We start from the raw sequence: 23,454 nt of genomic DNA, 5'->3' as shown, positions 1-23,454 counted from the left end.
CGCGCTTTATTATATTCGGAATATTAGTCTTGCTTATCGGATTTTTTCTTCAGACCTAGGCCGAGTTCACGTCCACGGATACGAGCATAAAACGGGAACGCGACTAACAATGCGCCAATGAGCAGGACCTCAATAATGGCAAAGGCCAATGCATCGGTCGTGACATACAACAAGGTGAGGGCGTGCAGCATATATAAGCATAAAATAAAGCTCGCCCATGCGTAGGTGTAAGGATTACCTTTTAAAATGCCTTTGATGGGAAGCAATAAAGGCACTATCCATAATAGGCTGAATAATAAGGTGTATTCCCCATTGAGGCCCTGACCAATAAACCAACCGCCCAGCAGGAGAACGAGGGCAAGGTAGCCTAAACGGCTCAGTGTCAGCAGAGTGCTTGAGGTCATGATGTTCCTATCTTAATCGCATCGAATGATGGTGAAATGGCCGAAGATTAGAGAATGTTCAGTACATTTTCCGGTGGACGACCAACGGCTGCCTGTTGATTAGCCAGTACGATTGGGCGTTCAATCAATTTTGGCGTTTTGACCATGGCGTCGATAAGTTGTTCTTCGGTTAAAGCCGGATTGGCAAGACCTAGTGCTTGATACTCGTCTTCCTTAGTGCGCATTAACTCACGGGCGCTGAGTTTGAGCGTGGCTAAAATTCCACGAATATCAGCGGCGCTTGGAGGATTTTTAAGGTATTCCACTATTGTGATATCGCAGCCTTGTTGCTCGAGTAGGGCTAAGGTTTCGCGGCTCTTTGAACAACGTGGGTTATGGTAAATCGTTGCTTGGGTCATAGTTCTCATGCTCAATCGGCTAAAACAATGGCGCGGATGATAGCAGAAAAAACAGCGCCCCGTCAGGGTGTTCGGGGCGCGATTATCAGGGATTAGCAATAGATTAAATAACAGAGCCGATTTTACTTCAGAGCATCCATCTCTTTATCCGCTTGTTTAAATTGACGGATACGTGCTTCGATTCGCGCCAGTTGTAATGGATTACCTTCCGAGGCGCGATAGGCAAAGTTCAGTTGATCGATTGCGCCTTTATAATTCGCCCCCAGTGCCATTAACTCGGCATTGGAGAAATACTCCATCCCTTGGTTACCAAGTTTCTTGTAGGCAAGATTTAGCAACTGATAGGGCAGTTGATTCTGCTTATCGAGGAAAATCATATCTTCGAGCAGCGGAATCGCTTTGGCGGGATCACCAGCCTCGATATAGATATTGGCTAAGTTAGCGTTGATCACCTGCGAAGTGGGTTTCATCTTCCGCTGAGTTTCGAGTAACTTAGTTGCCTGGGCATAATCCTTACGTTCGTTAAGCAAATCCGTCTTAGTATCGAGATAAAACAAGTTGTTATCATCGATTTTTAATAGATCATCGACAATTTTTTCGGATTCATCAAACTTCTTCAATCTAAACAGTGCTAAGGCTTTGCCGTAGAGAGCAGCCTCTTTAAAGCCGTAGGTTTGCTTATTGAGCTGCTTTTCAAACATGCTCAATACCGCATCGTCGCTATAACTGGAAAAACGCACCTGAATACGGGCTTTAGCGAGCTGGAAGTTCAGATTATCCGGCACATAACGGTGGGGATATTGCTGGGCACGATCCCGCGCTTCGGAAATCCGTGATTCAGGTAAAGGGTGGGTTAACAGCATTTGCGGTGGCGTAGTCGTAAAACGGTAACGACTGGCGAGTTTGCCAAAGAAATCGGCGGAGGCATTAGGATCAAATCCCGCATCGACTAAAATTTGCATGCCGATACGATCGGCTTCTTTTTCATGCAGGCGGGTATAGTTGATTTTTGATTGTGTCGCCATGGCTTGGGTGGTTGCCAACGCGGCCATCCCTGCTTGAGGAACGGCGATCGTTAATAAAATGGCGCCGAGTAAGCCAGCTACGGTCGCTGGTCCGGTTTTTTGCTGCGCTTCGAGGGAGCGTGCTAAGTGACGCTGGGTCACGTGGGTGATTTCATGGCCTAATACTGAGGCCAGTTCACTTTCGTTATCAGCATTAAGAAATAGCCCTGTGTGCACCGCAACGTGGCCGCCAAAGAAGGCAAAGGCGTTGATTTCATCATTTTGCAGCAAGAAGAAATAAAAGGGCGTTTTGACTCCCGTGGCGTGGGCGACCAATTTGTTGCCCAGTTCAGTTAAATATTGGCTCAATACCGGATCGTTCAGCATGGGCGCCGATGAGCGAATAACGCGCATATAGGCATCGCCATAGACCATTTCTTTTTCTAGGCTGAAGGTATTGACGGCGGCGGTACCCAGATCGGGCAAGTCGTTGTTGGCAAAACTCTTTGCGGCTCCACCGAGTAACATTAATGAAAGCACACTCGCCGCAAGGGGTTTACATCGGGTCAAAAACGTCAAATTACGCAAGTGGATCCTTTATTTCTTTTAAGTGTCTCAACTAAGGCTTAGGTAGCCCTTAGCTTGTAGTTTGAATTGCAACTTAGGATAATAGCCCAAGTTCGTTCATAGCAAGTTAATTATGATTTTTATTGATTTAACATCATTGCGCTGCCCCGTTCCCTTGGTTAAGGTCAAACTTGCGTTGAAGTCTGTGTCTGCTGGTGACAGCTTACATATCCTACTCTCAGACCCAGGTTCCCGCCGAGATGTTCCCACTTTTTTAAAAAAACAGGGGCATCAGGTCGTGACGTTACACGATGATGCAAGCCAGTTAGGCCTATTAATTACAAAAGTTGATTTATCGCAGGGATAATCATACACAAAGCATGATTCAATGCCGCAGTCAAAATGGCGAGTTAGCTAGCTGCAACTTCGCCTTTGCGTGTCGGTCATAGGTAGCAGTTAACTGATTTTCAAGCATATACACAGTAAAACGGATGCGATAAGGTTAACCACCAAAGCATAAGCATCTTTCCTGCGTTTTCGGAAAGCCAATCACCTCATTGGAACGAATTCATGTTTAGTTTTTTCTCTCGTTGGTATCAAGAGCGCTTTAGCGATCCTCAGGCGGTGACGTTGCTCGCCATTCTCGTCGGCCTTGCCCTAGTGTTGTATTTTGCGGGTGGCTTATTAGCGCCGTTACTCGTGGCGTTAGTGCTGGCCTTTTTGCTCGAATGGCCCGTGGCGCAAATGCTGAAATTGGGGATTAATCGCACGACTGGCGCTTCTTTAGTACTCGTGCTGTTTTTAGGGATAGTGGTGCTGCTGACCTTTGGCCTTATCCCGAGCGTGTGGCGCCAAGGCGTGAGCTTGATGACAGATTTGCCGAGTATGATCGACAAGGGCTTACAAACCTTGCAGGGATTAGCGACCCAGTATCCGCAGTTTGTCAGCTCTGAGCAGCTCAATTTAATGGTCGCCGAGCTTAAAAAACTGCTCGATACCCAGCATCTGCTCGATATTGCCAAGCAGTTGATTGGTTATTCTGCCTCGTTATTGGTGCTGATGGTGTACGCCATTTTAGTGCCCTTATTAGTGTTTTTCTTTCTGAAGGATAAAGACCAGCTGATCAGTGGTAGCAAACGTTTTTTCCCTACTAATCGACAATTAGCCCGCAAGGTATGGTTTGAGATGCACCAGCAGATCTTCAACTATATCCGCGGCAAAGTGATTGAGATTGTGATTGTCGGGGTGGCGAGCTACATCTTCTTTGCCTTTATGGGGCTGAGATACTCGGCTTTACTCGGGGTATTGACTGGTTTGTCGGTGCTTATTCCCTATGTGGGCGCAACTTTAGTGACCTTGCCTATCACCTTGGTGGCCTTCTTCCAGTGGGGCTTTAGCTCCGAGTTTGGCTATTTGATGTTAGGTTACGGCATTATTCAGGCGTTAGATGGTAACGTGCTGGTGCCTATTTTGTTTTCCGATGCGGTGGATTTACACCCAGTCATCATTATCGCCGCCGTGTTGGTGTTTGGTGGTTTATGGGGCGTTTGGGGCGTTTTCTTTGCTATTCCATTAGCCTCCTTGGTGAAAGCGGTGATCAACGCTTGGCCGAAAACCGAGATTGAACCCGTGGCGATAACGCAGGTGAAGGCGGATTCGGCAGAAGCCTAAGCCGCTGGCAGTAGGTAAAAACGAATAGAAAAAAACTGGGCCTGAGTGCTCAGTTTTTTGTCCGCTAACTATTTCTACTAACAATTGTTTTACTCACTCTTGATGTACCCATTATTGCTGTAATAGATGCTGCGCGGTGGCGGCGAGGGCGCGATACACCAAGGTCGTTTGCTTGGCCTTTATATTCCAATGCTGCCAATATAGGGGCACTCGAATGCGTTTTTCTGGGGTGAGCTCAATTAATATGCCTTTGTCTATCAGAGGTTTTGCCTGTAAGTGTCCCACTAAGCCATAACCCAGACTTAAGTTAATCGCCTCCAAAAAACTTTCCGATGAGGGAATGCTGTGTTGCCACCATTGGCCTGGCAACATTTGAAAATACTGGGCGAGATACTTTTCATGCATTTTATCTTTAGTTGAAAACACCACGGCCGGGGCTTTCGCTAGCTGCGCTTGGGTAATTTGAGCGCCGACATCATCGCTATTTTCTACCCATTCGAAATAACGCGCCGCAAATGCCGGGGTGGCGACGCACATATATTCCATGGTTCCTAAAAACTCGCTGCTACAACCGGCCATGGGGTTGGCTGTTGTGGTCACGCAACCGACGGCCTCACCGTTTTTCAGTAGGTGATGGGTGTAGGACTCATCATCGACAATCAATTCCAGCAGCCAAGCATGGCGGCTGAACATATCGGCCAAGGCGGGCAAAAACCATGTCGCTAAACTGTCGGCATTGACAGCAATTCGCACTGTCGTGGGATGGTTTGGGTCATCGGCATCTAACTCGGCTCTCAACTCGCTCTCGAGTAGTTGCACCTGTGAATAGTGGCGCAATAAACGTTTACCCGTAGGGGTAGCCACCACGGGCGTTGAGCGAATAAGTAAGGATTGGCCGACTCGTTCTTCTAACTGCCTAACGCGCTGTGACACCGCCGATTGGGTGATATGCAACACTTTGGCGGCGCGCTCGAAACCACCTTCGGAGACGACGACCGCAAGCGCTTTAAGATTGGCGTATTCCAACATCTTTGTCCTCCTTAAAATTATTAATTTTACTTATGATACATAAAAAACATTAGTTATATTAATTTTGTTGTTTTGTCTATGCTAGCGCCTTCTTCAGACATGAGAGGTAGTTATGCAAACGGCGTTTATACAAGGTATGGGCATTGGTGGTAGTTTGATTATTGCCGTAGGGGCGCAAAATGCCTTTGTGCTAAAGCAGGGGATTAAGCGAGCGTATCCTTTGCCGATTGCGCTGCTTTGTTCAATCATCGATGCCTTAATGATCACTGCGGGTGTGGCGGGGCTTGGGCACATTATCGAAGCCTTCCCGACCATCAAACATGTAGCCAGTTTTGGTGGCGCCGCTTTTTTGATTTGGTACGGAGCTAATGCACTTAAGGCCTCGTTTGTCGCTAAAGGGATGGAGATGGGCAATGCGCAAAATGCCGATACTTTGCGTAAGGCCATGCTGACCACGCTTGGGATCAGCCTGCTCAATCCACACCTTTATTTAGATACCGTCGTGCTGCTGGGGAGTATTAGTACTCAGTTCGAAGATGCCCATCGTCCTTGGTTTGGTGCGGGCGCGGTACTGGCTTCGTTTATTTGGTTCTTCAGCCTAAGTTTTGGTGCGCGTTTATTGGCGCCGATATTTAGTCGCCCAGCGGCGTGGCGATACTTAGACCGCTTTATTTGGTTGACCATGTGGAGCATTGCCGCGGCAGTTATTTGGCCTTATCTGGCCTAATCTTGGGCAACTAAGCAGCATCCGCTTGAATTTATTCCGCAAATTAGGTTGATTTTTAGACGCAAGCTGAAAATTTTTCATGAAAAAAGGCCCTGATAAAGGGCCTTTTTGCGTTCAACTGCTAATTTTTTGTACGCTGTTTTGAGGCGAGAGGCATTAATGCGGCACTAAAATGCGCAATTAACCGGCAATTTGCGCCAGCACGACTTGGTGATGATCGCTGGTTTTAAACTTATCGAACACGTGGGCAATGGTGCCGTCTGTATTGATGAGGAAGCTCAATCTATGGATACCGTCGTAGATTTTGCCCATAAACTTTTTCTCGCCCCAAACGCCAAAGGCATCGGCCACGCTATGGTCTTCATCGCTGAGCAGAGTAAAGTTAAGCGACTGTTTTTCTGCAAACTTAGCTAATTTAGCCACGGGATCTGGGCTAATGCCAAGCACGGTCACTTTGTGGCTGTCCAGTTCAGCTTTGCTGTCACGTAAACCACAGGCTTGCACTGTGCAGCCTGGGGTTGAAGCCTTAGGGTAAAAATAGACTAAAACCGGGCCGCGCGTTAAGCATTCTTGTAGAGAAACAGCATTACCCTGTTGATCTTGAAGGGTAAATAGCGGCGCTTTCGCGCCAGCGGTTAATGTGTTCATCAATTATCCTCTATCGCTTCTTGAGGTGGTGCCTTCCATGCGTCTAATGGTGCAATCCAGTGCCATTTCTTCAGAGAGTTGATAGATACTCTTTTCGAGCTTTTCTAGTTCAACTTTTTCAGGAATATTGATGGTCAACGAAATCGTCTGGGTTTGCTCACCGTTGTCGAGTTCTTCAGAGAAAGAGCGTACTGCGGCTAAGTCTAAGGAACGGTCGGCGAGGAACTGGGTGATAAGCTTCATGGTGCCGCGCTGATCCTTACCGGTAAAGCGCACTTCAAGGCGTGAAAGGTAGTTTTGCGGCGTATGTTTAGAGGTGCGCTTCATCACTGTCATCAGTTCTAATTCAACACTGAGACTCGGGAGCAGGCTTTCAATTTTCGTTATGGATGCCCACGAACCTGACAACATCATGATTAAGGTAAATTCGTTACCAAATAATGCCATACGGCTGTCGACGATATCGCAGTCACAGTCGCTGGCAAGCCGAGCTAGTTTACTTACGAGTCCAGGACGGTCTACGCCCATTGCGGTTACGACCAGGAAATTGGTCATGAATTGTCCTCACTTTTTCGATATCATAGAGCGAAAACTCGAGACTGAGTGCCGAGTTTTTGTGCGGGATGTAATGCTACCATAACTAATTCAATTTGAGAGCCCCGTTAGTGCTTGTCATTAATGGTTGGCATCAGTACCATAGCGAATCCTGAAATTTTGGGGAAGTCAGATGATAAACGGAAGCATCGTAGCCTTAATCACGCCAATGAACAGTGATGGCTCAGTAGATTTTGCAAGTCTTGAAAGGTTAGTCGAATTCCATATTGACCAAGGCACAGACGCCATCGTCGCCGTGGGCACTACCGGCGAGTCAGCGACTCTGCCAATGAATGAGCACGTTACTGTGGTCGCGCAAACGGTTAAGTTTGCCGCAGGCCGTATTCCTGTGATTGGTGGCAATGGCGCGAATGCGACATCTGAAGCTATCGAACTCACCAAGTCTTTATCTAAAGTAGGGGTTGCCGCCATGTTAGGCGTGACACCTTACTACAACAAGCCCACGCCAAAGGGCTTAGTCGCGCACTATAAAGCGGTCGCGGCGAGCACGGATATTCCGCAAATTCTCTATAACGTACCAGGACGCACCGCCGTCGACATGAAGCCCGAAACCGTGGCCGAATTGGTCGCTGTGAGCAATATTATTGGTGTTAAAGAAGCCACGGGTGATGTATCACGCGTACAGCGTTTACGTGAGCTTTGCGGTAATGACTTTATGTTGTACAGCGGCGATGACGCAACGGCGAGGGAGTTTTTACTCCTTGGCGGTAATGGCGTGATTTCGGTTGCTAACAACATAGTGCCAAAAGCATTTAAAGCCATGTGTGATGCAGCACTGGCGGGCAACGCCGAATTAGCGGCGAGCATCGATGAGCCGCTGCGTGGTCTGTATAGCACACTGTTCTGTGAAGCGAACCCAATTCCTGTGAAGTGGGCCGCCCACCGTATGGGACTGATTGAGTGTGGCCATATTCGTTTACCTTTGACTGAACTTTCTGAGCAATGTCATGGTCTGTTGTTAGATGCAATGACTCGCGCCCAGATAGAGGTTAAATAATTAATGTTAAAGAAAGTCACCCCACTGTTCCTAGTTGCTGCCGTTGCAGCTTGTAGCTCGCCATTAGAGCGTCGCCAAGCAAACGGCGGTGAAGACTATGTGCAGGCCGAGCAAGCGCCAATGCTGAAGATCCCCGAGGGATTAAAAGCACCGCCATACAATAAAGAATTTGAAGTGCCTAACTTAGGGCCAAAGGCGAATTCCGCGCTGGTTGGTAAAAACCTCGATATCCGTCCTCCACTGCAAGTATTGCCAATGGCAGAAGGTACGCACGTGGAAGAGGGCAGCGATAACATTAAGATCGTGGTTGAATCGATTGATAACAGCGTCGATCTTAAGCAAGAGATCTTCACTAACTTAGATGGTTTCTTTGCTAAGCAAGGCATTAGCATCCGCAACCGCGATTTCGATAAAGGTACTATCGAAACCGATTGGATTGAAAACACGGAAGTGTTGGAGTCTAGCCTCTGGGGTTCGGATAAAGAGTATCTGCTGCGTCAACGTTATCGCTTCGACGTCGAAACCCGTCCACACGGCCGTACCGCGAATATCGTTATTCACTTGGTTGAACACCAAGAGTTTTACGACGGTAAAGAGCAAGATGTCCTGTTAAGCAGTGAAGATAAACAGCGTTACACCATCGACATGCTAAACAGCTCTATCGCTTACATGAGTGTGAAGCGCGAGCAAGCGATTCAAGCGAACCGTCTGAAGCAGACCTTAGGGATCAATGTGGATTTAGTTACGCCTGAAGAAGGGGCTGCTTACTGGTCCGCGAAAGCGCCATACAAGCAAGTGTGGGAACGTCTGCGTATCGTGCTGCCAGAAATGGGCTTTGAAATTGCCGATATGGATAGCGCCAAGGGCTTATACTTCATTAAGTTTACCGACAACTCTGGTTTCTGGAGTTCGTTGTGGAACGACAAGCAATTGGCCCTGAAGGAAGGCAGTTACCGCATACTGCTGGAAGACGGTGATAGCCTAGAGGAAACTAAAATCCTGCTGCGCGACGGTGAAGACCAACCGCTGTCGAATGAGGTGGTCACGAATGTGTACCAATCATTGTCTAGCCTGATGAAAGAAGAGCGCAAACTGCGTTAATTCTATCTCAGTCAAAAAAGGGCGATTTATCGCCCTTTTTTGTGCCTGCCATTTGAGCACCGCTGTGCTCGCCCTGCGCGTTAACTATACAGAATGATGTTTCAGAATATTTCTGGCGTATATCAATATTTAAAGCATGGTTTTAGATAAATTGGTTTTAGTTTTGATATTTGTTGAAGCAATTCGCTAAAAATGCCAATTATCCTACTGTATTCTTAATCCATCTTCCCCTTTCTGACTCGAATCGCCGTTTATTACATATTTTATGCAGTTGGCGTAATTTGTAAGAAAAAGTAAAACGTATTGATGCAATGATGCGAGTGGGTAAACTAGCCGTCACTAATGCGAGTCATCATCATTTGGAAGCCAGATGAAAAAAATCATAATTATCATCGCTATTTTGGCTGCGGGCTGGTTTGGATACCAAAGTATGCAACCCCAAGCACCGCAGAAAGCTAACGTTAAGCTCACCCCTAATGTGGTCATCGCGACTGCCGCTATGGCACCCGTGCGTGACGAAGTCGAAGCTATAGGCACCAACAAGGCCTATGAGTCTGTCACTATCACGCCTAAAGTCACCGATGTGGTTACTTCTCTCAAGTTTGATGATGGCGATATCGTCAAGAAGGGCGACTTATTGGTGCAACTGCAAAATGCCGAGCAGATAGCCAAAGTGAAAGTGGCGCAGGTAAAGGTGAGTGACAACCAGCGCGAGTTAGCGCGGATCAGCTCTCTGGTGACCAGCCGCACTGTGGCGGAGTTAGAACGTGACCGCCTGCAAACCTTAATCGATACCACCCGCGCCGAGTTAGAGCAGGCACAATCATCTCTAAATGATCGCAGCATAGTGGCACCCTTTAATGGTCGTTTAGGCCTGCGCCAAGTGAGTGTGGGTAGCCTTGTGACTCCGGGGACTGAGATCACCACACTCGATAATATCTCTAAGATTAAATTGGACTTTTCGGTGCCTGAGCGCTTTATTCAAGACTTACAGCCCGGTAAACAAGTCGAAGCCAAAGCCGTGGCGTTTCCCGATGAAATCTTTAAAGGCAAAGTGATTTCTATCGATAGCCGTGTTAATCCAACCACTCGTGCCGTGATTGTGCGCGCCGAAATCCCAAATCCGGATTTACGTTTACTGCCCGGCATGCTGATGAAGGTGAAACTCATCAAGCGCAGCCGTGAGGCCTTGATGTTGCCTGAGTCGGCGATTATCCCAATCCAAAAAGAGCACTTTGTTTACAGCGTTAATAAAGACAATGTGATTGAGCGTAAGCAAGTCACCATTGGTATTCGGACCCGCGGCTGGGTGGAAATCCTCGGTGGTTTAGAGATTGGTGAAAATGTGGTGATCCGCGGGTTACTCAAAGTGCACCCAGGCGATGTGGTCAAAACCGAATTGGCTGAGAAGTTTAGCTATCTTTCCGATGCTAATGCGGAGCCAAGTGTATGATCCTGACAGATCTTTCCGTTAAACGACCGGTATTTGCCTCGGTTATTAGCTTATTGCTGGTGGCCTTTGGTTTAGTGGCATTCGATAAGTTACCGCTACGGGAATACCCTAACATCGACCCGCCGATTGTTTCGATTGAAACCAACTATCGCGGCGCCAGTGCCGCCGTGGTTGAGAGCCGTATCACCCAGCTGATTGAAGATAGGATCAGCGGCGTCGAAGGTATTCGCCATGTGAGTTCATCGAGCAGCGATGGTCGCTCGCAGGTGACCTTAGAGTTCGATATCAGCCGCAACATTGAAGATGCGGCCAACGACGTACGCGACAGAATTTCGGGCCTGTTAGATAACTTACCCGAAGAAGCCGATCCCCCAGAGGTACAAAAGGCCAACGGTGGCGATGAAGTGATTATGTGGCTCAACCTAGTGTCGGATCAAATGACCACATTAGAGCTGACCGATTACACCCGTCGTTATTTATCCGACCGTCTGTCCGTGGTGGACGGGGTGTCGATGATCCGTATTGGTGGTGGCAAAGTTTACGCCATGCGCGTGTGGCTGGACAGACAAGCCCTTGCATCCCGAAGCCTTACTGTGGCCGATGTTGAAGCCGCGTTAAGGGCTGAAAACGTTGAGTTGCCCGCAGGTTCGCTCGAGTCCAAGGAGCGTCACTTTACCGTGCGTTTAGAGCGTAGTTATCGCACCGCCGAGGATTTTGCCAATTTGGTGATTTCCCAAGGTGAAGACGGCTATTTAGTCAAACTTGGCGATGTGGCTAAGGTGGAAATTGGCTCGGAAGAAGAGCGCATCATGTTCCGCGGCAACAAGGAGGCCATGATCGGTCTTGGGGTATCGAAACAGTCGACCGCCAACACCTTAGAAGTGGCCCGCGCCGTTAACGCCTTAGTCGATAAAATCAATCCAACCTTACCCGCTGGCATGTCGATTAAACGCAGCTACGACAGCTCAGTGTTTATCGAAGCCTCGATTAAAGAGGTGTACCAAACCCTGTTCACCGCCATGGTGCTGGTGATCATCGTGATTTATCTGTTCCTTGGCAGCGTGCGCGCCATGTTAATCCCCGCGATTACCGTGCCCGTGTCTTTGCTCGGAACGTTTATCGTGCTCTATGCGCTGGGATACACAATCAACCTGTTGACGCTGCTTGCGATGATCCTCGCTATCGGTATGGTGGTCGACGATGCGATTGTGATGCTGGAAAACATTCACCGCCGTATCGAAGAAGGGGATTCACCCTTAAAGGCGGCATTCTTGGGCGCCCGTGAAGTTGCCTTTGCGGTTATCGCCACCACCTTAGTGCTCGTGGCGGTATTTATGCCGATCACTTTTCTTGAAGGGGACTTAGGTAAGCTCTTTAAGGAATTTGCGGTGGCCATGAGCGCGGCGGTGATTTTCTCCAGTATAGTGGCCTTAACCTTAAGCCCGATGATGTGTTCTAAGCTGCTTAAACCCGCGTCGCAGGATTCGTGGTTAGTGCGTAAGGTCGATAGCATAATGACGGGGATTTCCCGTGGCTATCAAAGCTCGCTTGAGAAGGCGATGGCAAGGCCTGTGCTGATGTCGGTATTAGTCTTGATTGCGCTCGGGAGCAGTGTGCTGCTCGCCCAAAAAGTGCCGCAGGAATTTGCGCCCCAGGAGGACCGGGGTTCGTTATTTTTGATGGTGAACGGGCCGCAGGGCGCGAGTTATGAATATATCGAATCCTACATGAACGAAGTGGAAAACCGTTTAATGCCGTTGGTGGACTCGGGCGACATTAAACGCTTGCTGATCCGTGCGCCCCGTGGCTTTGGCCGCGCCGCCGACTTCTCTAATGGTATGGCGATTATCGTGCTCGAAGATTGGGGACAACGTCGCCCGATGAAAGAAGTGATAGGCGATATTAACAAGCGCCTCGCGGATTTAGCCGGTGTGCAAGCTTTCCCTGTGATGCGTCAAGCCTTTGGCCGTGGCGTGGGTAAACCTGTGCAGTTTGTGATTGGTGGGCCAAGCTATGAAGAGTTGGCCCGCTGGCGCGACATTATGATGGAAAAGGCGGCGGAAAATCCTAAACTGCTTGGCCTTGACCACGATTATAAAGAGACCAAACCGCAGCTTAGAGTCGTGATCGACAGGGACAGGGCGGCCAGTCTTGGGGTATCGATTTCCAATATCGGTCGCACCTTAGAATCGATGCTGGGTTCGCGTTTAGTCACCACCTTTATGCGTGATGGCGAAGAGTATGATGTGATTGTGGAAGGGGAGCGCAGTAACCAAAATACTGCGGCCGATCTGCAAAATATCTATGTTCGCTCCGAACGGACCAAGGAGCTGATCCCGCTATCAAACTTAGTCACGGTCGAAGAGTTTGCCGATGCCAGCTCCCTTAACCGTTATAACCGTATGCGGGCGATTACCATTGAGGCCAGCTTGGCGGATGGTTATAGCCTAGGTGAGGCGCTGGATTACCTCAATCAAGTGGCGCGTGCTTACCTGCCTGCGGAAGCGGTGATCAGCTACAAGGGACAATCTTTGGATTATCAAGAGTCTGGCAGCTCAATGTACTTTGTGTTCCTGCTGGCGCTGGGGATTGTATTCCTAGTATTAGCGGCGCAGTTCGAAAGCTATATTCACCCTATGGTGATCATGCTGACGGTACCGCTTGCCACAGTTGGCGCCTTGATTGGGCTGTGGTTTACGGGCCAGAGTCTCAATATCTACAGCCAGATTGGGATTATTATGCTGGTGGGCCTTGCGGCGAAAAACGGTATTCTTATCGTCGAATTTGCCAACCAGTTACGGGATAAGGGCGTCGATTTCGACCGCGCCATTATTCAAGCCTCTTGTCAGCGTTTGCGCCCCATCCTAATGACGGGGATTACCACTGCCGCAGGCGCCGTACCTCTGGTATTGGCCGCTGGTGCGGGGGCGGAAACCCGCTTCGTGATTGGTGTGGTGGTACTTTCGGGTATTATGCTGGCGACCTTGTTCACTATCTTTGTGATCCCAACCGCCTACGGTCTCTTTGCCCGTAACAGCGGCTCGCCAGAAGCGATTGCCCAACAATTAGATAAGGAGTTGGCGCAGGATTAATCCCACGCGAACGCTTAGCCAAAATAGGCGCTTAAGTTTACTTAAGCGCCTATTTTATTTGGGCTAAATCACTTTGTGCTAACGTCAACGGCTTGAATATAGCGAAAGGAGGTTTTCTCAAAGCCAATGGACTCATAGTAGGCTTGGGTCTGCTCGCGGCGTATAGAGGTGGTGACCTCAAGCTGGTGACAACCCCGCTTACTTGCTCTGTCTTTGGCAAAGTCAATCAGTTGCGTCCCCACACCTAAACCTCGACTCGCTTCAGCCACCACTAAGGCGGTAATGCGGCAGATTTGCTGCTGTGATGGAAAATAATCAAAAAGATTAGGGCGTGTTGACGTTTCGAGATTAAATTTTGTTGGTTCTGGCAAGCTCGTGCTCGCGAAACGAGGAATGATGTGTAGTTATCCTACTCAAATGACGAGCGGCTCTTATGACTGAAAGTAAGAGCAAGTGCTTGCCAGGCGAACCCTTCGGGCAGCATTTGGCTGGCGTTTCTGCCGCGTTATCGTCCGTTTATGTAGAATAACTACACTGCACGGACTTTGCCTTGCATAAACGTCAGCCAAATAGCTGCAAAAATAACCCTGAAACGCCAACACGCCCTATACTTATCAACCCAACCACAAATCCCTCAGACTCGGCGAGATAGATTTCATCCGATCTTTTAGGAGCATCGAGATATTGATGTAATTGTGCCTCGCTGGCACTGTAACCCAGCTGCAACAGTAAGTTAGCCATGGCGTTAAGGTCTGTTATCTGTGCTTGTCTAATTGCAATAAAGCCCATCAAGCTTCCTTATTTTGCCCAGTCCCTAGATTTCTATTAAGCAGGTAGTCTGCCAATACATGACTCTTGAGGTTGAGATATTTTAGGCTAACGCAAAGGGGTTAACGCATAAAAAATCCCACACTCATGGCGAAACCGACAAGCACAATAAAACCCCGCAACAGGGATTGAGGTATGCGATAAGCCAGCGCGGCGCCAAGATAGCCGCCAATAATCGCCATAATGGCAAGCAGTAACAGATATTGCCCGTCAATCAGATTACCTAGGGCGTAAATCACCACGGCAATGGTGGTGAGTAAGGCGGAGAGTAAATTCTTAAGCCCGTTCATCCCATGTAATTGGGTCTGGCCGAGTAGCCCAAAGGTGGCGAGTAAAATAATCCCTAATCCCCCATTAAAATAGCCACCATAAATACAGACAAGACTCAGAATCATCATTGCAGTCAGTGGCTTGACGGTATTCATACGAGTGATACTGGCATTCGCTAAGCGTTTTTTCAGTAACCAAGGTCCACCAATAAAGGCGAGTGTGGCCAGCAAAATCAGCCAAGGAACGAGATAAGCAAAGACTTGCTCGCTGGTGCTTAGCAGAATCGCCGCGCCTAGGCATCCGCCAGCAATCGCAATCAGGCACAGGGTTTTTAGATTAAGATTTGCAGGATATTCAATCTCTTTTCGAAAACGCCAAGCACTGGCAAGGTAACCGGGAAGCAGGGCGGCGGTGCCCGTCGCGTTAGCCAACAGTGGCGGTACGCCAACAAACACAAGGGCAAATAAGGTCATAAAGCTGCCACCGCCCGCCACCGCATTTAGCATGCCGCCGAGTAAGCCTGCGAGGGCGATCAGTAACCAATCCATAGTGAATGCTCCGCTGCTATTGACGTGTAGAAGTTGAACGTCAATTGCTTATAAAAACATCACCTTAACAGTAAGTTACTCAGATGAAAAGCCATCAATATTGTAAGTCGCGGCAGATTGATTGGCTTTATTATGTGGTCTGAATTGGTTTTGGTAGATAGCCTTGGCATTAATTGTTATGCCGCTAGATTTATCAAATATTATTAAGACTTAGCACTGATGCCTTTATTCAGCATGGAACACTCCTGAAGCAAATATCGCGGTGGCTATGGCCAAGTATTGATCGCTAAATACTTCTTCTTCTTCCCAGCAATGTTGCCCACGCTCTTGATAGTACACATGGTAGCTGGCATTCGATGGCGTAGCGATGCAGTACCAACCATCAAAGGTCTGCTTGCTAAAGTTGACCCAATACTGCGCATCCGCCTGTTTTATCTGCTGGACTAGCGCTTCATCTTGCGCCAATAAGGCTGCCAGTTCGGCTGCGCTGGTGAGCTTGTGCTCGGTTTTTAACTGATTGAGTAGTGCTTTGAGTGTCATTATTGAAGGCCTTTTATCCTGAGGAGCTGTGTTAGCGAATCGCTGAGGCAATCGAGGATTCGATTAAGGCGTCAAACACATCGGCTTGGCCTGCGGGGAGCAGTTGCCGATGAATTTCGCGGCGCTTTGTACTGTCAAATAAACGCTCCGCTACCCAACCCGTTAAATAGAGTGAGGACAGGCAACCTCCCGCAGTGGCAATATTGCCATTGATCACCAGAGCGCAGTCTTCCACCTCCACACCCATGGCCACTAATGCGGGTTTGGCATCGGGATGCGTCGTCGCCGAAATATTGTCGAGTAAGCCTAACTTGGCAAAGAAGAATGAGCCCGCACAGATACTGCCAAGTAATTGCCGCGAGGGATCTAATTTAAGGGCCGACATAAACTCAGGATCCGCAAGTGCGGCAGGTACGCCTTTGTAGCCACTGCTGAATAATACCACGTCAGCATCGGCGACTTGCGCGACATGACCATGGGTTTCTACCGTCATTCCCAAACTCGACCTGTGGCTAGGTTTGGTGCCTAGCACTTTGACTGTCCAATCGGTTGTTGTGCGGCCGAGAATATCGCGCATTAAAAAGAAATCGATATCGGTAAATTCATCGAATATCACAATCGCAATCTGGTACATCCTTTGTCCTCTTGTTTGCATTGGAATGACTTAAGGCTTGAATAGGCTCAGCATTAAGTCAGGGTTATCAATATGGGGTTATTGGAATACATGGTTAATCAACATCTTAACTAGCACTTAACTATGGGAGTCGCTTGGCAAAAATAGCATGGGCATCGAAATCTTGGCTTTGCATTCTGGTTAATGTCTGGGTTAACACGTCATCAGCCGCATCTTCAATCCGCTGGATCTTCTCTGCTGCGACATAGTCGCTAAAGGCTGTGGAGACTTGCTCAAACAACGCTGTTATATCGCCAAATGCGGGATGACTGAATTGCGGGTTAGGCAACCCCTTAAGGGATCGCAGTTTTAGCAGCATTAACGCAGTCAATGGTAAATATGCGTGTGGCCCACTATCAAACTCAAAAAAGCACTTTTTATCGCCGATAACTGCTTGCTCTACCTGATGGTCACACAGGGTTTGCAACATAGTGCTGATGAATTCGATATCCTGTGTGTCCCAGTTATCTAAAAAGGGCGCATAGGGGAAAGGAGCCGTTTTTCGCAATGTCACTTGCACTTCACTAGTAAAAGGCGGCTCAATAACACCCAAATATCGCCCATATAACAACACCAAAAAATCACCGATAAACCCGTGGGAACGAATTATCCAGCCAGCGCGCCAGGCGGTGGCGTTCGCATTATATAACTCATCCGCTTCAGCTTTTAGTCCTACTAACAACATAATCACAAGCTGAAATGCTCGCTCTGTTGCCCACATGGCATTAGCAATCTCACCTTTTGTTTCAATCTCGCGGTAAAAACGATAGTAGTCAATCGCAGTATCAAAATAACCATATGCTAGTGAGCACATCAATGGTTTAGCTTCAAGTATACCTGATTCGATATAGGTAAGCTGGGCCAGATAACCCCAATGGCGTTTGGGTACACCAAACTCAGCCCCAAATAATTGCCATTGACGAAAATCCTTATCGAATTCACGGTATTGCTTTACTCTTTCAAAACTATCAGTCTTCCCGCTATTGATATAATCGGTTAGTAGATGTTGATTGCGGGGAAATACATCTTGAGCATAATCGCGCATATGCTTACGACTGCGACTGCGTTTATTGAGATATTTAGCTAACAACTTGAGCATCCTTAGTATTTAGGCTGCGGCAAGTTTACCGCAACTGCATACAGGGTGGCTAACTGTGAAGTAAAACGACTATACAAGTCATCCATGCACACGATTTATAAAGTAGGGTTGAATACGCAGAACATTGCAGCAAACAGCGCTGATGCGTTGGCGACCATCGAAAAAAGGAACTTTTTCGCTGAGCCCCCAAGGATGGGTTTACGGCGTGTCGCCAGAGCATAAGTGCAGTAGCACTCGTCAGATTCAATGGATTAAGCAAAGCAATAAAAAGCCCAGAATTCTCTTCTGGGCTTTTGCTATCGCATCACACCTATTAACGCTCAACACTTTTTAAGCTAAAGCTTCAATCTAACGTAAGTTTCAAGCCTTATTGCTATAGGTTATTTGCGCATTTTAAAGAACGCTTAAAACACCATTTCTGGTACATGGTCTGGCACGATTAATTTGCCAGCGGTTTTGCTAACAATTTCTTCAACGCTGACACCGGGGGCGCGTTCTAACAGATGGAAGGCGCCATCTTTAATCTCGATAAAGGCTAAATCGGTGACAACACGTTTGATGCAGCCGTAACCTGTGAGGGGCAATTCGCACACGGGTAACAGCTTAGAGTTACCGTACTTATCGGCGTGCATCATAGTGACGATAATATTTTCCGCACCCGCAACTAAATCCATTGCGCCGCCCATGCCCTTGATGAGCTTGCCTGGGATCATCCATGAGGCAATAGAACCATTCACATCGACCTCAAAGGCGCCGAGTACGGTTAAGTCCACATGGCCGCCACGGATCATGGCAAAGCTTTCGGCGGAGGAGAAAAACGAGGCACCTTTTACCGCGGTAACGGTTTGTTTGCCGGCGTTGATTAAATCCGGATCTATGGTTTCTTCCGTCGGAAATTCCCCCATGCCGAGTAGGCCGTTTTCCGATTGCAGCATCACTTCCATACCTGCGGGAATGTAGTTGGCCACGAGCGTGGGAATACCAATACCGAGGTTGACGTAGTAGCCGTCTTGTAATTCTTTGGCAACACGCTGTGCCAGTTGTTCTCTTGATAATGCCATGATCTTTATCCTTCCTTTACCTAGAGTCGCTATTGGCCTTAATTTTTCGGTCTTTATTTAGGGCTTAGACTCTATCGCTTTAGCTTGCGTTGTTAATCGTTCAGCGTTGCTTATTTCGCCGCTTTTACCGTGCGCTGCTCGATACGTTTCTCGAACTTGCCTTGGATGACGCGATCAACATAAATGCCGGGAGTATGGATATGATCAGGATCGAGCTCGCCCGGCTCCACAATAAACTCGGCTTCCACTACCGTGATTTTGCCCGCAGTCGCCATCATAGGGTTAAAGTTAGCGGCGGTTTTGCGGAACACTAAGTTACCCATAGTATCGGCCTTCCAGGCGCGAACGAGGGCAAAATCGGCAGTCAGAGACTCTTCTAACACATAATGACGGCCTTTGATTTCACGGGTTTCTTTGCCTTCCGCCACGGGGGTACCGTAGCCTGTGGCGGTGAAAAATGCCGGAATACCTGCGCCGCCCGCGCGGATTTTTTCCGCCAGCGTGCCCTGTGGCGTTAAAATCACATTGAGTTCGCCCGAGAGCATTTGCTGTTCGAAGGTGGCGTTCTCTCCTACATAGGAGGCGATCATGGTCGAAATCTGGCGATGTTTTAACAATAAGCCCAGACCGAAATCATCCACACCAGCGTTGTTTGAAATGGCGGTTAAGCCCTTAACGCCCATCTTAACCATTTGATTGATTAAGCCTTCAGGAATACCGCACAGGCCAAAACCGCCAACCATAATGGTCATATCATCGGATAAACCTGCTAACGCTTCTTCATAGCTGCTGACGACTTTATTGAGTCCTGCCATTTTGATGTCCTTTTACTGTTATTCAGTCCCCAAGGCGCTAGGTATGTTTAGCGCCTCGACGCTTGAGTCTAAGCTTTAGCGCCCTGCAAGATTGCATTGGCGACTTTAGAGCCATTAAGACGATTTAATTGTTTGCTGATCCCAAAACCCGCTAATGCCAGTTTTTCTAAATCGATACCCGTTTTCAAACCGAGCCCATGGAGCATATAGACCAAGTCTTCACTCGCTAGATTGCCCGACGCGCCTTTTGCATATGGGCAGCCACCTAGGCCCGCTACTGAGGCATCAAAGCTGCGCACACCTAAGTCGAGGCAGGCGGTAATATTGGCTAATGCTTGGCCATAGGTGTCGTGGAAGTGCAGGGCGAGCTTTTCAACCGGGACTCGCTCCATCACGGCTTGCAGCATTTTACGGGCTTTTAACGGCGTGCCTACACCGATAGTGTCGCCGAGCGAAATTTCGTAACAGCCCATTTTGTAAAGGATTTCAGACACTCTTGCCACTTCGCTCGCCGCGATTTCCCCTTCATAGGGGCAACCTAAAACGCAGGACACATAGCCACGCACTGGGATGTTGGCGGCTTTTGCCATGTCCATCAACGGGATAAAGCGTTCAATCGACTCTTCAATCGAACAGTTGATATTGCGCTGACTAAAGCTTTGTGACGCCGCACCAAAGATAGCGACTTCGGAAGCTTTTGCATCCAGCGCCAGCTCTAAGCCTTTGACATTGGGGGTGAGGGCGCTGTAAACCACGCCCGCTTGACGGCGAATTTGGCGCAATACGTCACTGCTATCGGCCATTTGTGGCACCCATTTGGGTGACACAAAACTGCCTGCTTCAATTCGCATCACGCCCGCATCGGCCAGGGATTCGATTAAGGCGACTTTGGCCTGTGTTGGGACGGCGGCCTCATTCTGCAAGCCATCACGGGGCCCCATCTCGAATAGGCTAACCCTATCCGAGCTGGCGCTTAAGTTCGAAAGATCCAGCGCAGACATTTAGGCTTCCTCGCTCTGGGCTTTTGGCTCAACATGGAGCAGCACAGCGCCATCGCTCACTAACTCGCCCGCCTTGAAGTAGAACTCGGTAACAATACCGTCGAAGGGCGCTTCGATGGTGTATTCCATCTTCATCGCTTCCATCACCAGTAGCCCTTGTCCTGCCTTAACCTCAGCACCGACTTCCACTAAGTGGGTGACGACTGTGCCGTTCATCGGGGCCTTGAGCTTATCTTCATTGCTGGACTCTGCCTCAACCACTTGGGTTTTAACCGCCCTGAAGTGATAACTGCCTGAGGGTAAAAACAGCGTAAAATCATCGCCCTGAGCGCTGACAGGCACTTTACTCTTATGGCCGTTGATTTCGGCTAACAGTAAATCCTGCTTAAGCTCACCACTAAGTGACTTGCTGACATGACCTTCTTCCGTTGGCAGAGATAGCTGATAGTGATCGCCAAAGTCTAATAGCACCAATTGTTGTAACTCGTGGGCATCGTCGAGCAGGGCAATAGTATGCTGGCTAACGCTGTTGAGTCTAAAGCCACTGACTTGGCCCCAAGGCGAGTAAGGATCGGCGCTATTAATGGCCTGTGCCTTGGCGGCTTCTTTACGGGCAAGTACTTGATACAGCGCGGCAAAAGCGATAGCCGTATCGGTTTCGCTCGAAGCACTGCCAATCAGCGCGTCGCCGTAACGGTTGATAAAGTCGGTGCTAAAATCCGCCTTGGCGAAGGCAGGATGCTCGGCAATATTGGCCAAAAATTCAATATTGTGCTTAAGCCCGCTGATTTGGTAGGACTCGAGTGCATGCACTAGGCGCTGTAGCGCACGCGGACGCGACTCATCCCACACGATGAGCTTGGCGATCATAGGATCGTAGAAGTTACTGATCACATCGTTTTCACGGATGCCGGAATCGATACGCACGTATTTGCTTTGCTCGGGTTCGCGCAGGAAATTGAGCTTACCGCTGGCGGGTAAAAACTCATTTTGCGGATCTTCGGCGTAAATACGTACCTCAAAGGCGTGTCCATGGATACGCACTTCGTCCTGTTTGAGCGGTAACGGCTGGCCACTGGCAACCATTAACTGCCATTTGACTAAGTCTTGGCCCGTCACCATTTCGGTCACTGGATGCTCTACCTGCAGACGAGTATTCATCTCCATAAAGTAGAAACTATTGTCGGTATCTAATAGGAATTCAACGGTTCCCGCACCAACATAATCGATAGCTTTAGCGGCCGCTACGGCGGCTTCACCCATTTGGGTGCGCAGCTCATCACTTAAACCGGGCGCTGGCGCTTCTTCGACCACTTTTTGATGGCGACGCTGAATCGAGCAGTCGCGATCCGATAAGTAAATTGCATTGCCAAAGGTATCGGCAAACACTTGCACTTCGACATGGCGGGGCTGGCGTAAATAACGCTCCATCAATAACTTATCATTACCGAAGGAGGAGGCCGCTTCACGGCGCGCCGAGTTGATGGCGTCCATGATTTCGCCTTCATGCTCAACGATACGCATGCCTTTGCCACCGCCACCGTAGGCGGCTTTAATCAGCATGGGGAAGCCGATTTTTAAGGCTTCGGCCTTGAGGGTGGCATCGGTTTGATCGTCGCCATGGTAACCCGGCACTAAAGGCACTTGCGCCGCCGTCATAATGGCTTTGGCGGCGCTCTTGCTACCCATAGCATCGATAGCATCGCTGCCAGGGCCAACAAACACGATTCCGGCCGCCTCACACTTGCGGGCAAAGTCGGCGTTTTCCGATAAGAAGCCATAACCTGGGTGAATGGCTTGCGCCTGAGCTTTTTTGGCGATTTCAATAATCAAGTCGCCCTTGAGGTAAGAATCTGCTGGGGCGCTGCCACCTAAGTAAAACGATTCGTCAGCCATGGCAACATGGCGCGCGTTTTTATCGGCATCGGAATATAAGGCTACGGTGCGAACGCCCATGGCCTGCGCGGTTTTGATAATGCGGCAGGCAATTTCACCACGGTTAGCAATTAAAAGCTTAGTGAACATGCTGTTAGTCAACATCAAAGAACTCCTTGAGTATCTGTTGGCGTGTGCCAGTTCGGCTGACGTTTTTCGAAGAAGGCGTTTAAACCTTCTTGGCCTTCATCAGATACCCGAATGCGGGCGATGCGCTCGCTGGTGTAATCAATCGTATCTTGGTCTATCACGCCATCTTCGAGGCGGGCGAGTAGGGTCTTCACCCATGCCATTCCCTGCGGACTATTGGCGAGCAGCGCGGTGATAATGGGCTTTGCTGCGGCCGCTAAATCGTCGTTTATCTCATGGATAACATTGAGTTTGAGCGCCGTTTGCGCATCAAAACGCTCCGCGGTCAGCATATAGCGGCGTGAGGCGCGATTACCCATGGCGCGGGCAACGTAGGGGCTAATCACCGCAGGGATCAGCCCAAGTTTGACTTCGCTTAAGCAGAAGCTTGCGCGCTCGGTGGCGATGGCAATATCACTGGCGCAGATTAACCCAAGTGCGCCGCCAAAGGCTGCCCCTTGGACTAAGGCGATAGTGGGTTTTGGAAAGGTATCTAAATCCTGCATCAGCTTAGCCAGCGCCTTGGCGTCATTCAGGTTTTGATCAAAATCCATCTTGGCTTGTTTGCGCATCCAGTTTAAGTCGGCGCCTGCGCTGAAGTTTTTGCCATTGGCTTTTAATACCAGCAGTTTGCAGTCTTTGTGCTCGGCAAAATAACCGAGGACGGCGATCATTTCGCTGATCATCACCTCATCGAAGGCGTTGTGCACTTCAGCGCGGTTAAGGATTAACTCGCCCACGCCATTATTCAGCGCATAGCTGACGTGCTGCAAATGAGCTAAGGATTGAGTGCTAGTGTTCTGGTGTTGTGTGTCAGTCATTATTATTCCCGTCATAGTAATTCCCTCT

General features: G+C 48.9%; 23 protein-coding genes and 1 pseudogene. 7 read left to right on the top strand and 17 right to left on the bottom strand.

All coding sequences use genetic code 11. The features are described 5' to 3' along the window. Nucleotides 1-23: 23 nt before the first annotated feature. The 3 genes from CF168_RS12495 to CF168_RS12485 form a co-directional block, all read right to left on the bottom strand. Nucleotides 24-404: a DUF2069 domain-containing protein gene (locus tag CF168_RS12495; protein WP_089068029.1), complete on the bottom strand. Its 381-nt coding sequence runs from the start codon at nucleotides 402-404 to the stop codon at nucleotides 24-26. A gap of 47 nt (nucleotides 405-451) precedes the next feature. Continuing rightward, nucleotides 452-802 (bottom strand): arsenate reductase (glutaredoxin), encoded by a 351-nt coding sequence (gene arsC / locus CF168_RS12490; RefSeq protein ID WP_047535240.1) that lies wholly within the window; start codon nucleotides 800-802, stop codon nucleotides 452-454. A 122-nt stretch (nucleotides 803-924) separates the two neighbouring features. After that, a complete protein-coding gene (locus tag CF168_RS12485; protein ID WP_089068028.1) occupies nucleotides 925-2,394 on the bottom strand; it encodes a beta-barrel assembly-enhancing protease in 1,470 nt (489 codons plus the stop codon). Nucleotides 2,395-2,506: 112 nt separating this feature from the next. Between CF168_RS12485 and CF168_RS12480 the strand changes: the two genes are divergently transcribed. After that, nucleotides 2,507-2,740, top strand: coding sequence for a sulfurtransferase TusA family protein (locus tag CF168_RS12480; RefSeq protein ID WP_037419895.1), 234 nt, complete (start codon nucleotides 2,507-2,509; stop codon nucleotides 2,738-2,740). Between the two features lie 203 nt (nucleotides 2,741-2,943). Continuing rightward, on the top strand, nucleotides 2,944-4,044 hold the full coding sequence (locus CF168_RS12475) for an AI-2E family transporter (protein WP_089068027.1): 1,101 nt from the start codon (nucleotides 2,944-2,946) through the stop codon (nucleotides 4,042-4,044). Between the two features lie 111 nt (nucleotides 4,045-4,155). Here CF168_RS12475 and CF168_RS12470 read toward each other — a convergent pair whose 3' ends face one another. Next, nucleotides 4,156-5,073: a LysR family transcriptional regulator ArgP gene (locus tag CF168_RS12470; protein ID WP_011716683.1), complete on the bottom strand. Its 918-nt coding sequence runs from the start codon at nucleotides 5,071-5,073 to the stop codon at nucleotides 4,156-4,158. A 112-nt stretch (nucleotides 5,074-5,185) separates the two neighbouring features. On the opposite strand from CF168_RS12470, the gene CF168_RS12465 reads away from it, so the two are divergent. Then, nucleotides 5,186-5,800: a LysE/ArgO family amino acid transporter gene (locus CF168_RS12465; RefSeq protein ID WP_011716684.1), complete on the top strand. Its 615-nt coding sequence runs from the start codon at nucleotides 5,186-5,188 to the stop codon at nucleotides 5,798-5,800. A 180-nt stretch (nucleotides 5,801-5,980) separates the two neighbouring features. Here the strand turns inward: CF168_RS12465 and bcp are convergent, their stop codons facing one another. Together bcp and CF168_RS12455 are read right to left on the bottom strand one after the other, a co-directional pair. Further along, nucleotides 5,981-6,448, bottom strand: coding sequence for a thioredoxin-dependent thiol peroxidase (bcp, locus tag CF168_RS12460; RefSeq protein ID WP_011716685.1), 468 nt, complete (start codon nucleotides 6,446-6,448; stop codon nucleotides 5,981-5,983). A gap of 3 nt (nucleotides 6,449-6,451) precedes the next feature. Next, the gene (locus CF168_RS12455; RefSeq protein ID WP_011716686.1) at nucleotides 6,452-7,003 is read right to left on the bottom strand and encodes a glycine cleavage system protein R; all 552 of its coding nucleotides are present in this window, start codon (nucleotides 7,001-7,003) and stop codon (nucleotides 6,452-6,454) included. A gap of 172 nt (nucleotides 7,004-7,175) precedes the next feature. Between CF168_RS12455 and dapA the strand changes: the two genes are divergently transcribed. The 4 genes from dapA to CF168_RS12435 all read left to right on the top strand — a co-directional run bounded on the left by dapA (nucleotide 7,176) and on the right by CF168_RS12435 (nucleotide 13,706). After that, nucleotides 7,176-8,060 (top strand): 4-hydroxy-tetrahydrodipicolinate synthase, encoded by an 885-nt coding sequence (gene dapA / locus CF168_RS12450; RefSeq protein WP_011716687.1) that lies wholly within the window; start codon nucleotides 7,176-7,178, stop codon nucleotides 8,058-8,060. Between the two features lie 3 nt (nucleotides 8,061-8,063). Beyond that, nucleotides 8,064-9,161 (top strand): outer membrane protein assembly factor BamC, encoded by a 1,098-nt coding sequence (gene bamC / locus CF168_RS12445; protein WP_011716688.1) that lies wholly within the window; start codon nucleotides 8,064-8,066, stop codon nucleotides 9,159-9,161. A gap of 370 nt (nucleotides 9,162-9,531) precedes the next feature. Beyond that, on the top strand, nucleotides 9,532-10,614 hold the full coding sequence (locus CF168_RS12440) for an efflux RND transporter periplasmic adaptor subunit (protein ID WP_089068026.1): 1,083 nt from the start codon (nucleotides 9,532-9,534) through the stop codon (nucleotides 10,612-10,614). After that, on the top strand, nucleotides 10,611-13,706 hold the full coding sequence (locus CF168_RS12435) for an efflux RND transporter permease subunit (protein WP_011626494.1): 3,096 nt from the start codon (nucleotides 10,611-10,613) through the stop codon (nucleotides 13,704-13,706). The genes CF168_RS12440 and CF168_RS12435 overlap by 4 nt, the downstream gene beginning before the upstream one ends. 68 nt (nucleotides 13,707-13,774) lie before the next feature. Here CF168_RS12435 and CF168_RS12430 read toward each other — a convergent pair. From CF168_RS12430 to CF168_RS12380, 11 genes and pseudogenes are all read right to left on the bottom strand, one after another. Continuing rightward, a pseudogene (locus CF168_RS12430) lies at nucleotides 13,775-14,026 on the bottom strand (GNAT family N-acetyltransferase); the annotation flags it as partial. A 241-nt stretch (nucleotides 14,027-14,267) separates the two neighbouring features. Next, a complete protein-coding gene (locus CF168_RS12425) occupies nucleotides 14,268-14,495 on the bottom strand; it encodes a hypothetical protein (protein WP_232015280.1) in 228 nt (75 codons plus the stop codon). Nucleotides 14,496-14,596: 101 nt separating this feature from the next. After that, a complete protein-coding gene (locus CF168_RS12420; RefSeq protein WP_086904918.1) occupies nucleotides 14,597-15,352 on the bottom strand; it encodes a sulfite exporter TauE/SafE family protein in 756 nt (251 codons plus the stop codon). Between the two features lie 225 nt (nucleotides 15,353-15,577). Next, nucleotides 15,578-15,892 carry a cytoplasmic protein gene (locus CF168_RS12415; protein WP_086904917.1) on the bottom strand — a complete coding sequence of 105 codons (315 nt, stop codon included), beginning with the start codon at nucleotides 15,890-15,892 and terminating at the stop codon, nucleotides 15,578-15,580. A gap of 31 nt (nucleotides 15,893-15,923) precedes the next feature. After that, a complete protein-coding gene (locus CF168_RS12410) occupies nucleotides 15,924-16,526 on the bottom strand; it encodes a DJ-1/PfpI family protein (protein WP_086904916.1) in 603 nt (200 codons plus the stop codon). Between the two features lie 121 nt (nucleotides 16,527-16,647). Then, on the bottom strand, nucleotides 16,648-17,664 hold the full coding sequence (locus CF168_RS12405; RefSeq protein WP_240520026.1) for a hypothetical protein: 1,017 nt from the start codon (nucleotides 17,662-17,664) through the stop codon (nucleotides 16,648-16,650). 404 nt (nucleotides 17,665-18,068) lie between these two features. Beyond that, on the bottom strand, nucleotides 18,069-18,725 hold the full coding sequence (locus CF168_RS12400) for a 3-oxoacid CoA-transferase subunit B (RefSeq protein ID WP_011623089.1): 657 nt from the start codon (nucleotides 18,723-18,725) through the stop codon (nucleotides 18,069-18,071). Between the two features lie 110 nt (nucleotides 18,726-18,835). Next, nucleotides 18,836-19,540, bottom strand: coding sequence for a CoA transferase subunit A (locus tag CF168_RS12395; RefSeq protein WP_011623088.1), 705 nt, complete (start codon nucleotides 19,538-19,540; stop codon nucleotides 18,836-18,838). A gap of 68 nt (nucleotides 19,541-19,608) precedes the next feature. Further along, on the bottom strand, nucleotides 19,609-20,541 hold the full coding sequence (locus CF168_RS12390; protein ID WP_089068024.1) for a hydroxymethylglutaryl-CoA lyase: 933 nt from the start codon (nucleotides 20,539-20,541) through the stop codon (nucleotides 19,609-19,611). Next, nucleotides 20,542-22,581, bottom strand: a complete 2,040-nt coding sequence (locus tag CF168_RS12385) for an acetyl/propionyl/methylcrotonyl-CoA carboxylase subunit alpha (RefSeq protein ID WP_089068023.1) — start codon at nucleotides 22,579-22,581, stop codon at nucleotides 20,542-20,544. Further along, complete coding sequence (locus tag CF168_RS12380) at nucleotides 22,581-23,426, bottom strand: enoyl-CoA hydratase-related protein (RefSeq protein ID WP_041416887.1); 846 nt, start codon at nucleotides 23,424-23,426, stop codon at nucleotides 22,581-22,583. Before CF168_RS12380 ends, CF168_RS12385 begins: the two co-directional genes overlap by 1 nt. Between the last annotated feature and the right edge of the window lie 28 nt (nucleotides 23,427-23,454).

This window comes from Shewanella bicestrii (assembly GCF_002216875.1).
Lineage (GTDB): Bacteria > Pseudomonadota > Gammaproteobacteria > Enterobacterales > Shewanellaceae > Shewanella > Shewanella seohaensis.
Note: the sequence above shows the minus strand (reverse complement) of the source record. Positions and strands in the feature narration are given on the sequence as shown.

Excerpts from the sequence above, each read along its gene's own strand:
- bcp (WP_011716685.1), bottom strand. The coding sequence starts at position 6,448 with ATGAACACATTAACCGCTGGCGCGAAAGCGCCGCTATTTACCCTTCAA.
- CF168_RS12470 (WP_011716683.1), bottom strand. The coding sequence starts at position 5,073 with ATGTTGGAATACGCCAATCTTAAAGCGCTTGCGGTCGTCGTCTCCGAA.
- CF168_RS12455 (WP_011716686.1), bottom strand. The coding sequence starts at position 7,003 with ATGACCAATTTCCTGGTCGTAACCGCAATGGGCGTAGACCGTCCTGGA.
- CF168_RS12475 (WP_089068027.1), top strand. The coding sequence starts at position 2,944 with ATGTTTAGTTTTTTCTCTCGTTGGTATCAAGAGCGCTTTAGCGATCCT.
- bamC (WP_011716688.1), top strand. The coding sequence starts at position 8,064 with ATGTTAAAGAAAGTCACCCCACTGTTCCTAGTTGCTGCCGTTGCAGCT.
- CF168_RS12385 (WP_089068023.1), bottom strand. The coding sequence starts at position 22,581 with ATGTTGACTAACAGCATGTTCACTAAGCTTTTAATTGCTAACCGTGGT.
- CF168_RS12425 (WP_232015280.1), bottom strand. The coding sequence starts at position 14,495 with ATGGGCTTTATTGCAATTAGACAAGCACAGATAACAGACCTTAACGCC.
- CF168_RS12380 (WP_041416887.1), bottom strand. The coding sequence starts at position 23,426 with ATGACTGACACACAACACCAGAACACTAGCACTCAATCCTTAGCTCAT.
- CF168_RS12405 (WP_240520026.1), bottom strand. The coding sequence starts at position 17,664 with ATGCTCAAGTTGTTAGCTAAATATCTCAATAAACGCAGTCGCAGTCGT.
- arsC (WP_047535240.1), bottom strand. The coding sequence starts at position 802 with ATGACCCAAGCAACGATTTACCATAACCCACGTTGTTCAAAGAGCCGC.
- CF168_RS12435 (WP_011626494.1), top strand. The coding sequence starts at position 10,611 with ATGATCCTGACAGATCTTTCCGTTAAACGACCGGTATTTGCCTCGGTT.
- CF168_RS12495 (WP_089068029.1), bottom strand. The coding sequence starts at position 404 with ATGACCTCAAGCACTCTGCTGACACTGAGCCGTTTAGGCTACCTTGCC.
- CF168_RS12480 (WP_037419895.1), top strand. The coding sequence starts at position 2,507 with ATGATTTTTATTGATTTAACATCATTGCGCTGCCCCGTTCCCTTGGTT.
- dapA (WP_011716687.1), top strand. The coding sequence starts at position 7,176 with ATGATAAACGGAAGCATCGTAGCCTTAATCACGCCAATGAACAGTGAT.
- CF168_RS12420 (WP_086904918.1), bottom strand. The coding sequence starts at position 15,352 with ATGGATTGGTTACTGATCGCCCTCGCAGGCTTACTCGGCGGCATGCTA.
- CF168_RS12400 (WP_011623089.1), bottom strand. The coding sequence starts at position 18,725 with ATGGCATTATCAAGAGAACAACTGGCACAGCGTGTTGCCAAAGAATTA.
- CF168_RS12415 (WP_086904917.1), bottom strand. The coding sequence starts at position 15,892 with ATGACACTCAAAGCACTACTCAATCAGTTAAAAACCGAGCACAAGCTC.
- CF168_RS12465 (WP_011716684.1), top strand. The coding sequence starts at position 5,186 with ATGCAAACGGCGTTTATACAAGGTATGGGCATTGGTGGTAGTTTGATT.
- CF168_RS12410 (WP_086904916.1), bottom strand. The coding sequence starts at position 16,526 with ATGTACCAGATTGCGATTGTGATATTCGATGAATTTACCGATATCGAT.
- CF168_RS12390 (WP_089068024.1), bottom strand. The coding sequence starts at position 20,541 with ATGTCTGCGCTGGATCTTTCGAACTTAAGCGCCAGCTCGGATAGGGTT.
- CF168_RS12440 (WP_089068026.1), top strand. The coding sequence starts at position 9,532 with ATGAAAAAAATCATAATTATCATCGCTATTTTGGCTGCGGGCTGGTTT.
- CF168_RS12395 (WP_011623088.1), bottom strand. The coding sequence starts at position 19,540 with ATGGCAGGACTCAATAAAGTCGTCAGCAGCTATGAAGAAGCGTTAGCA.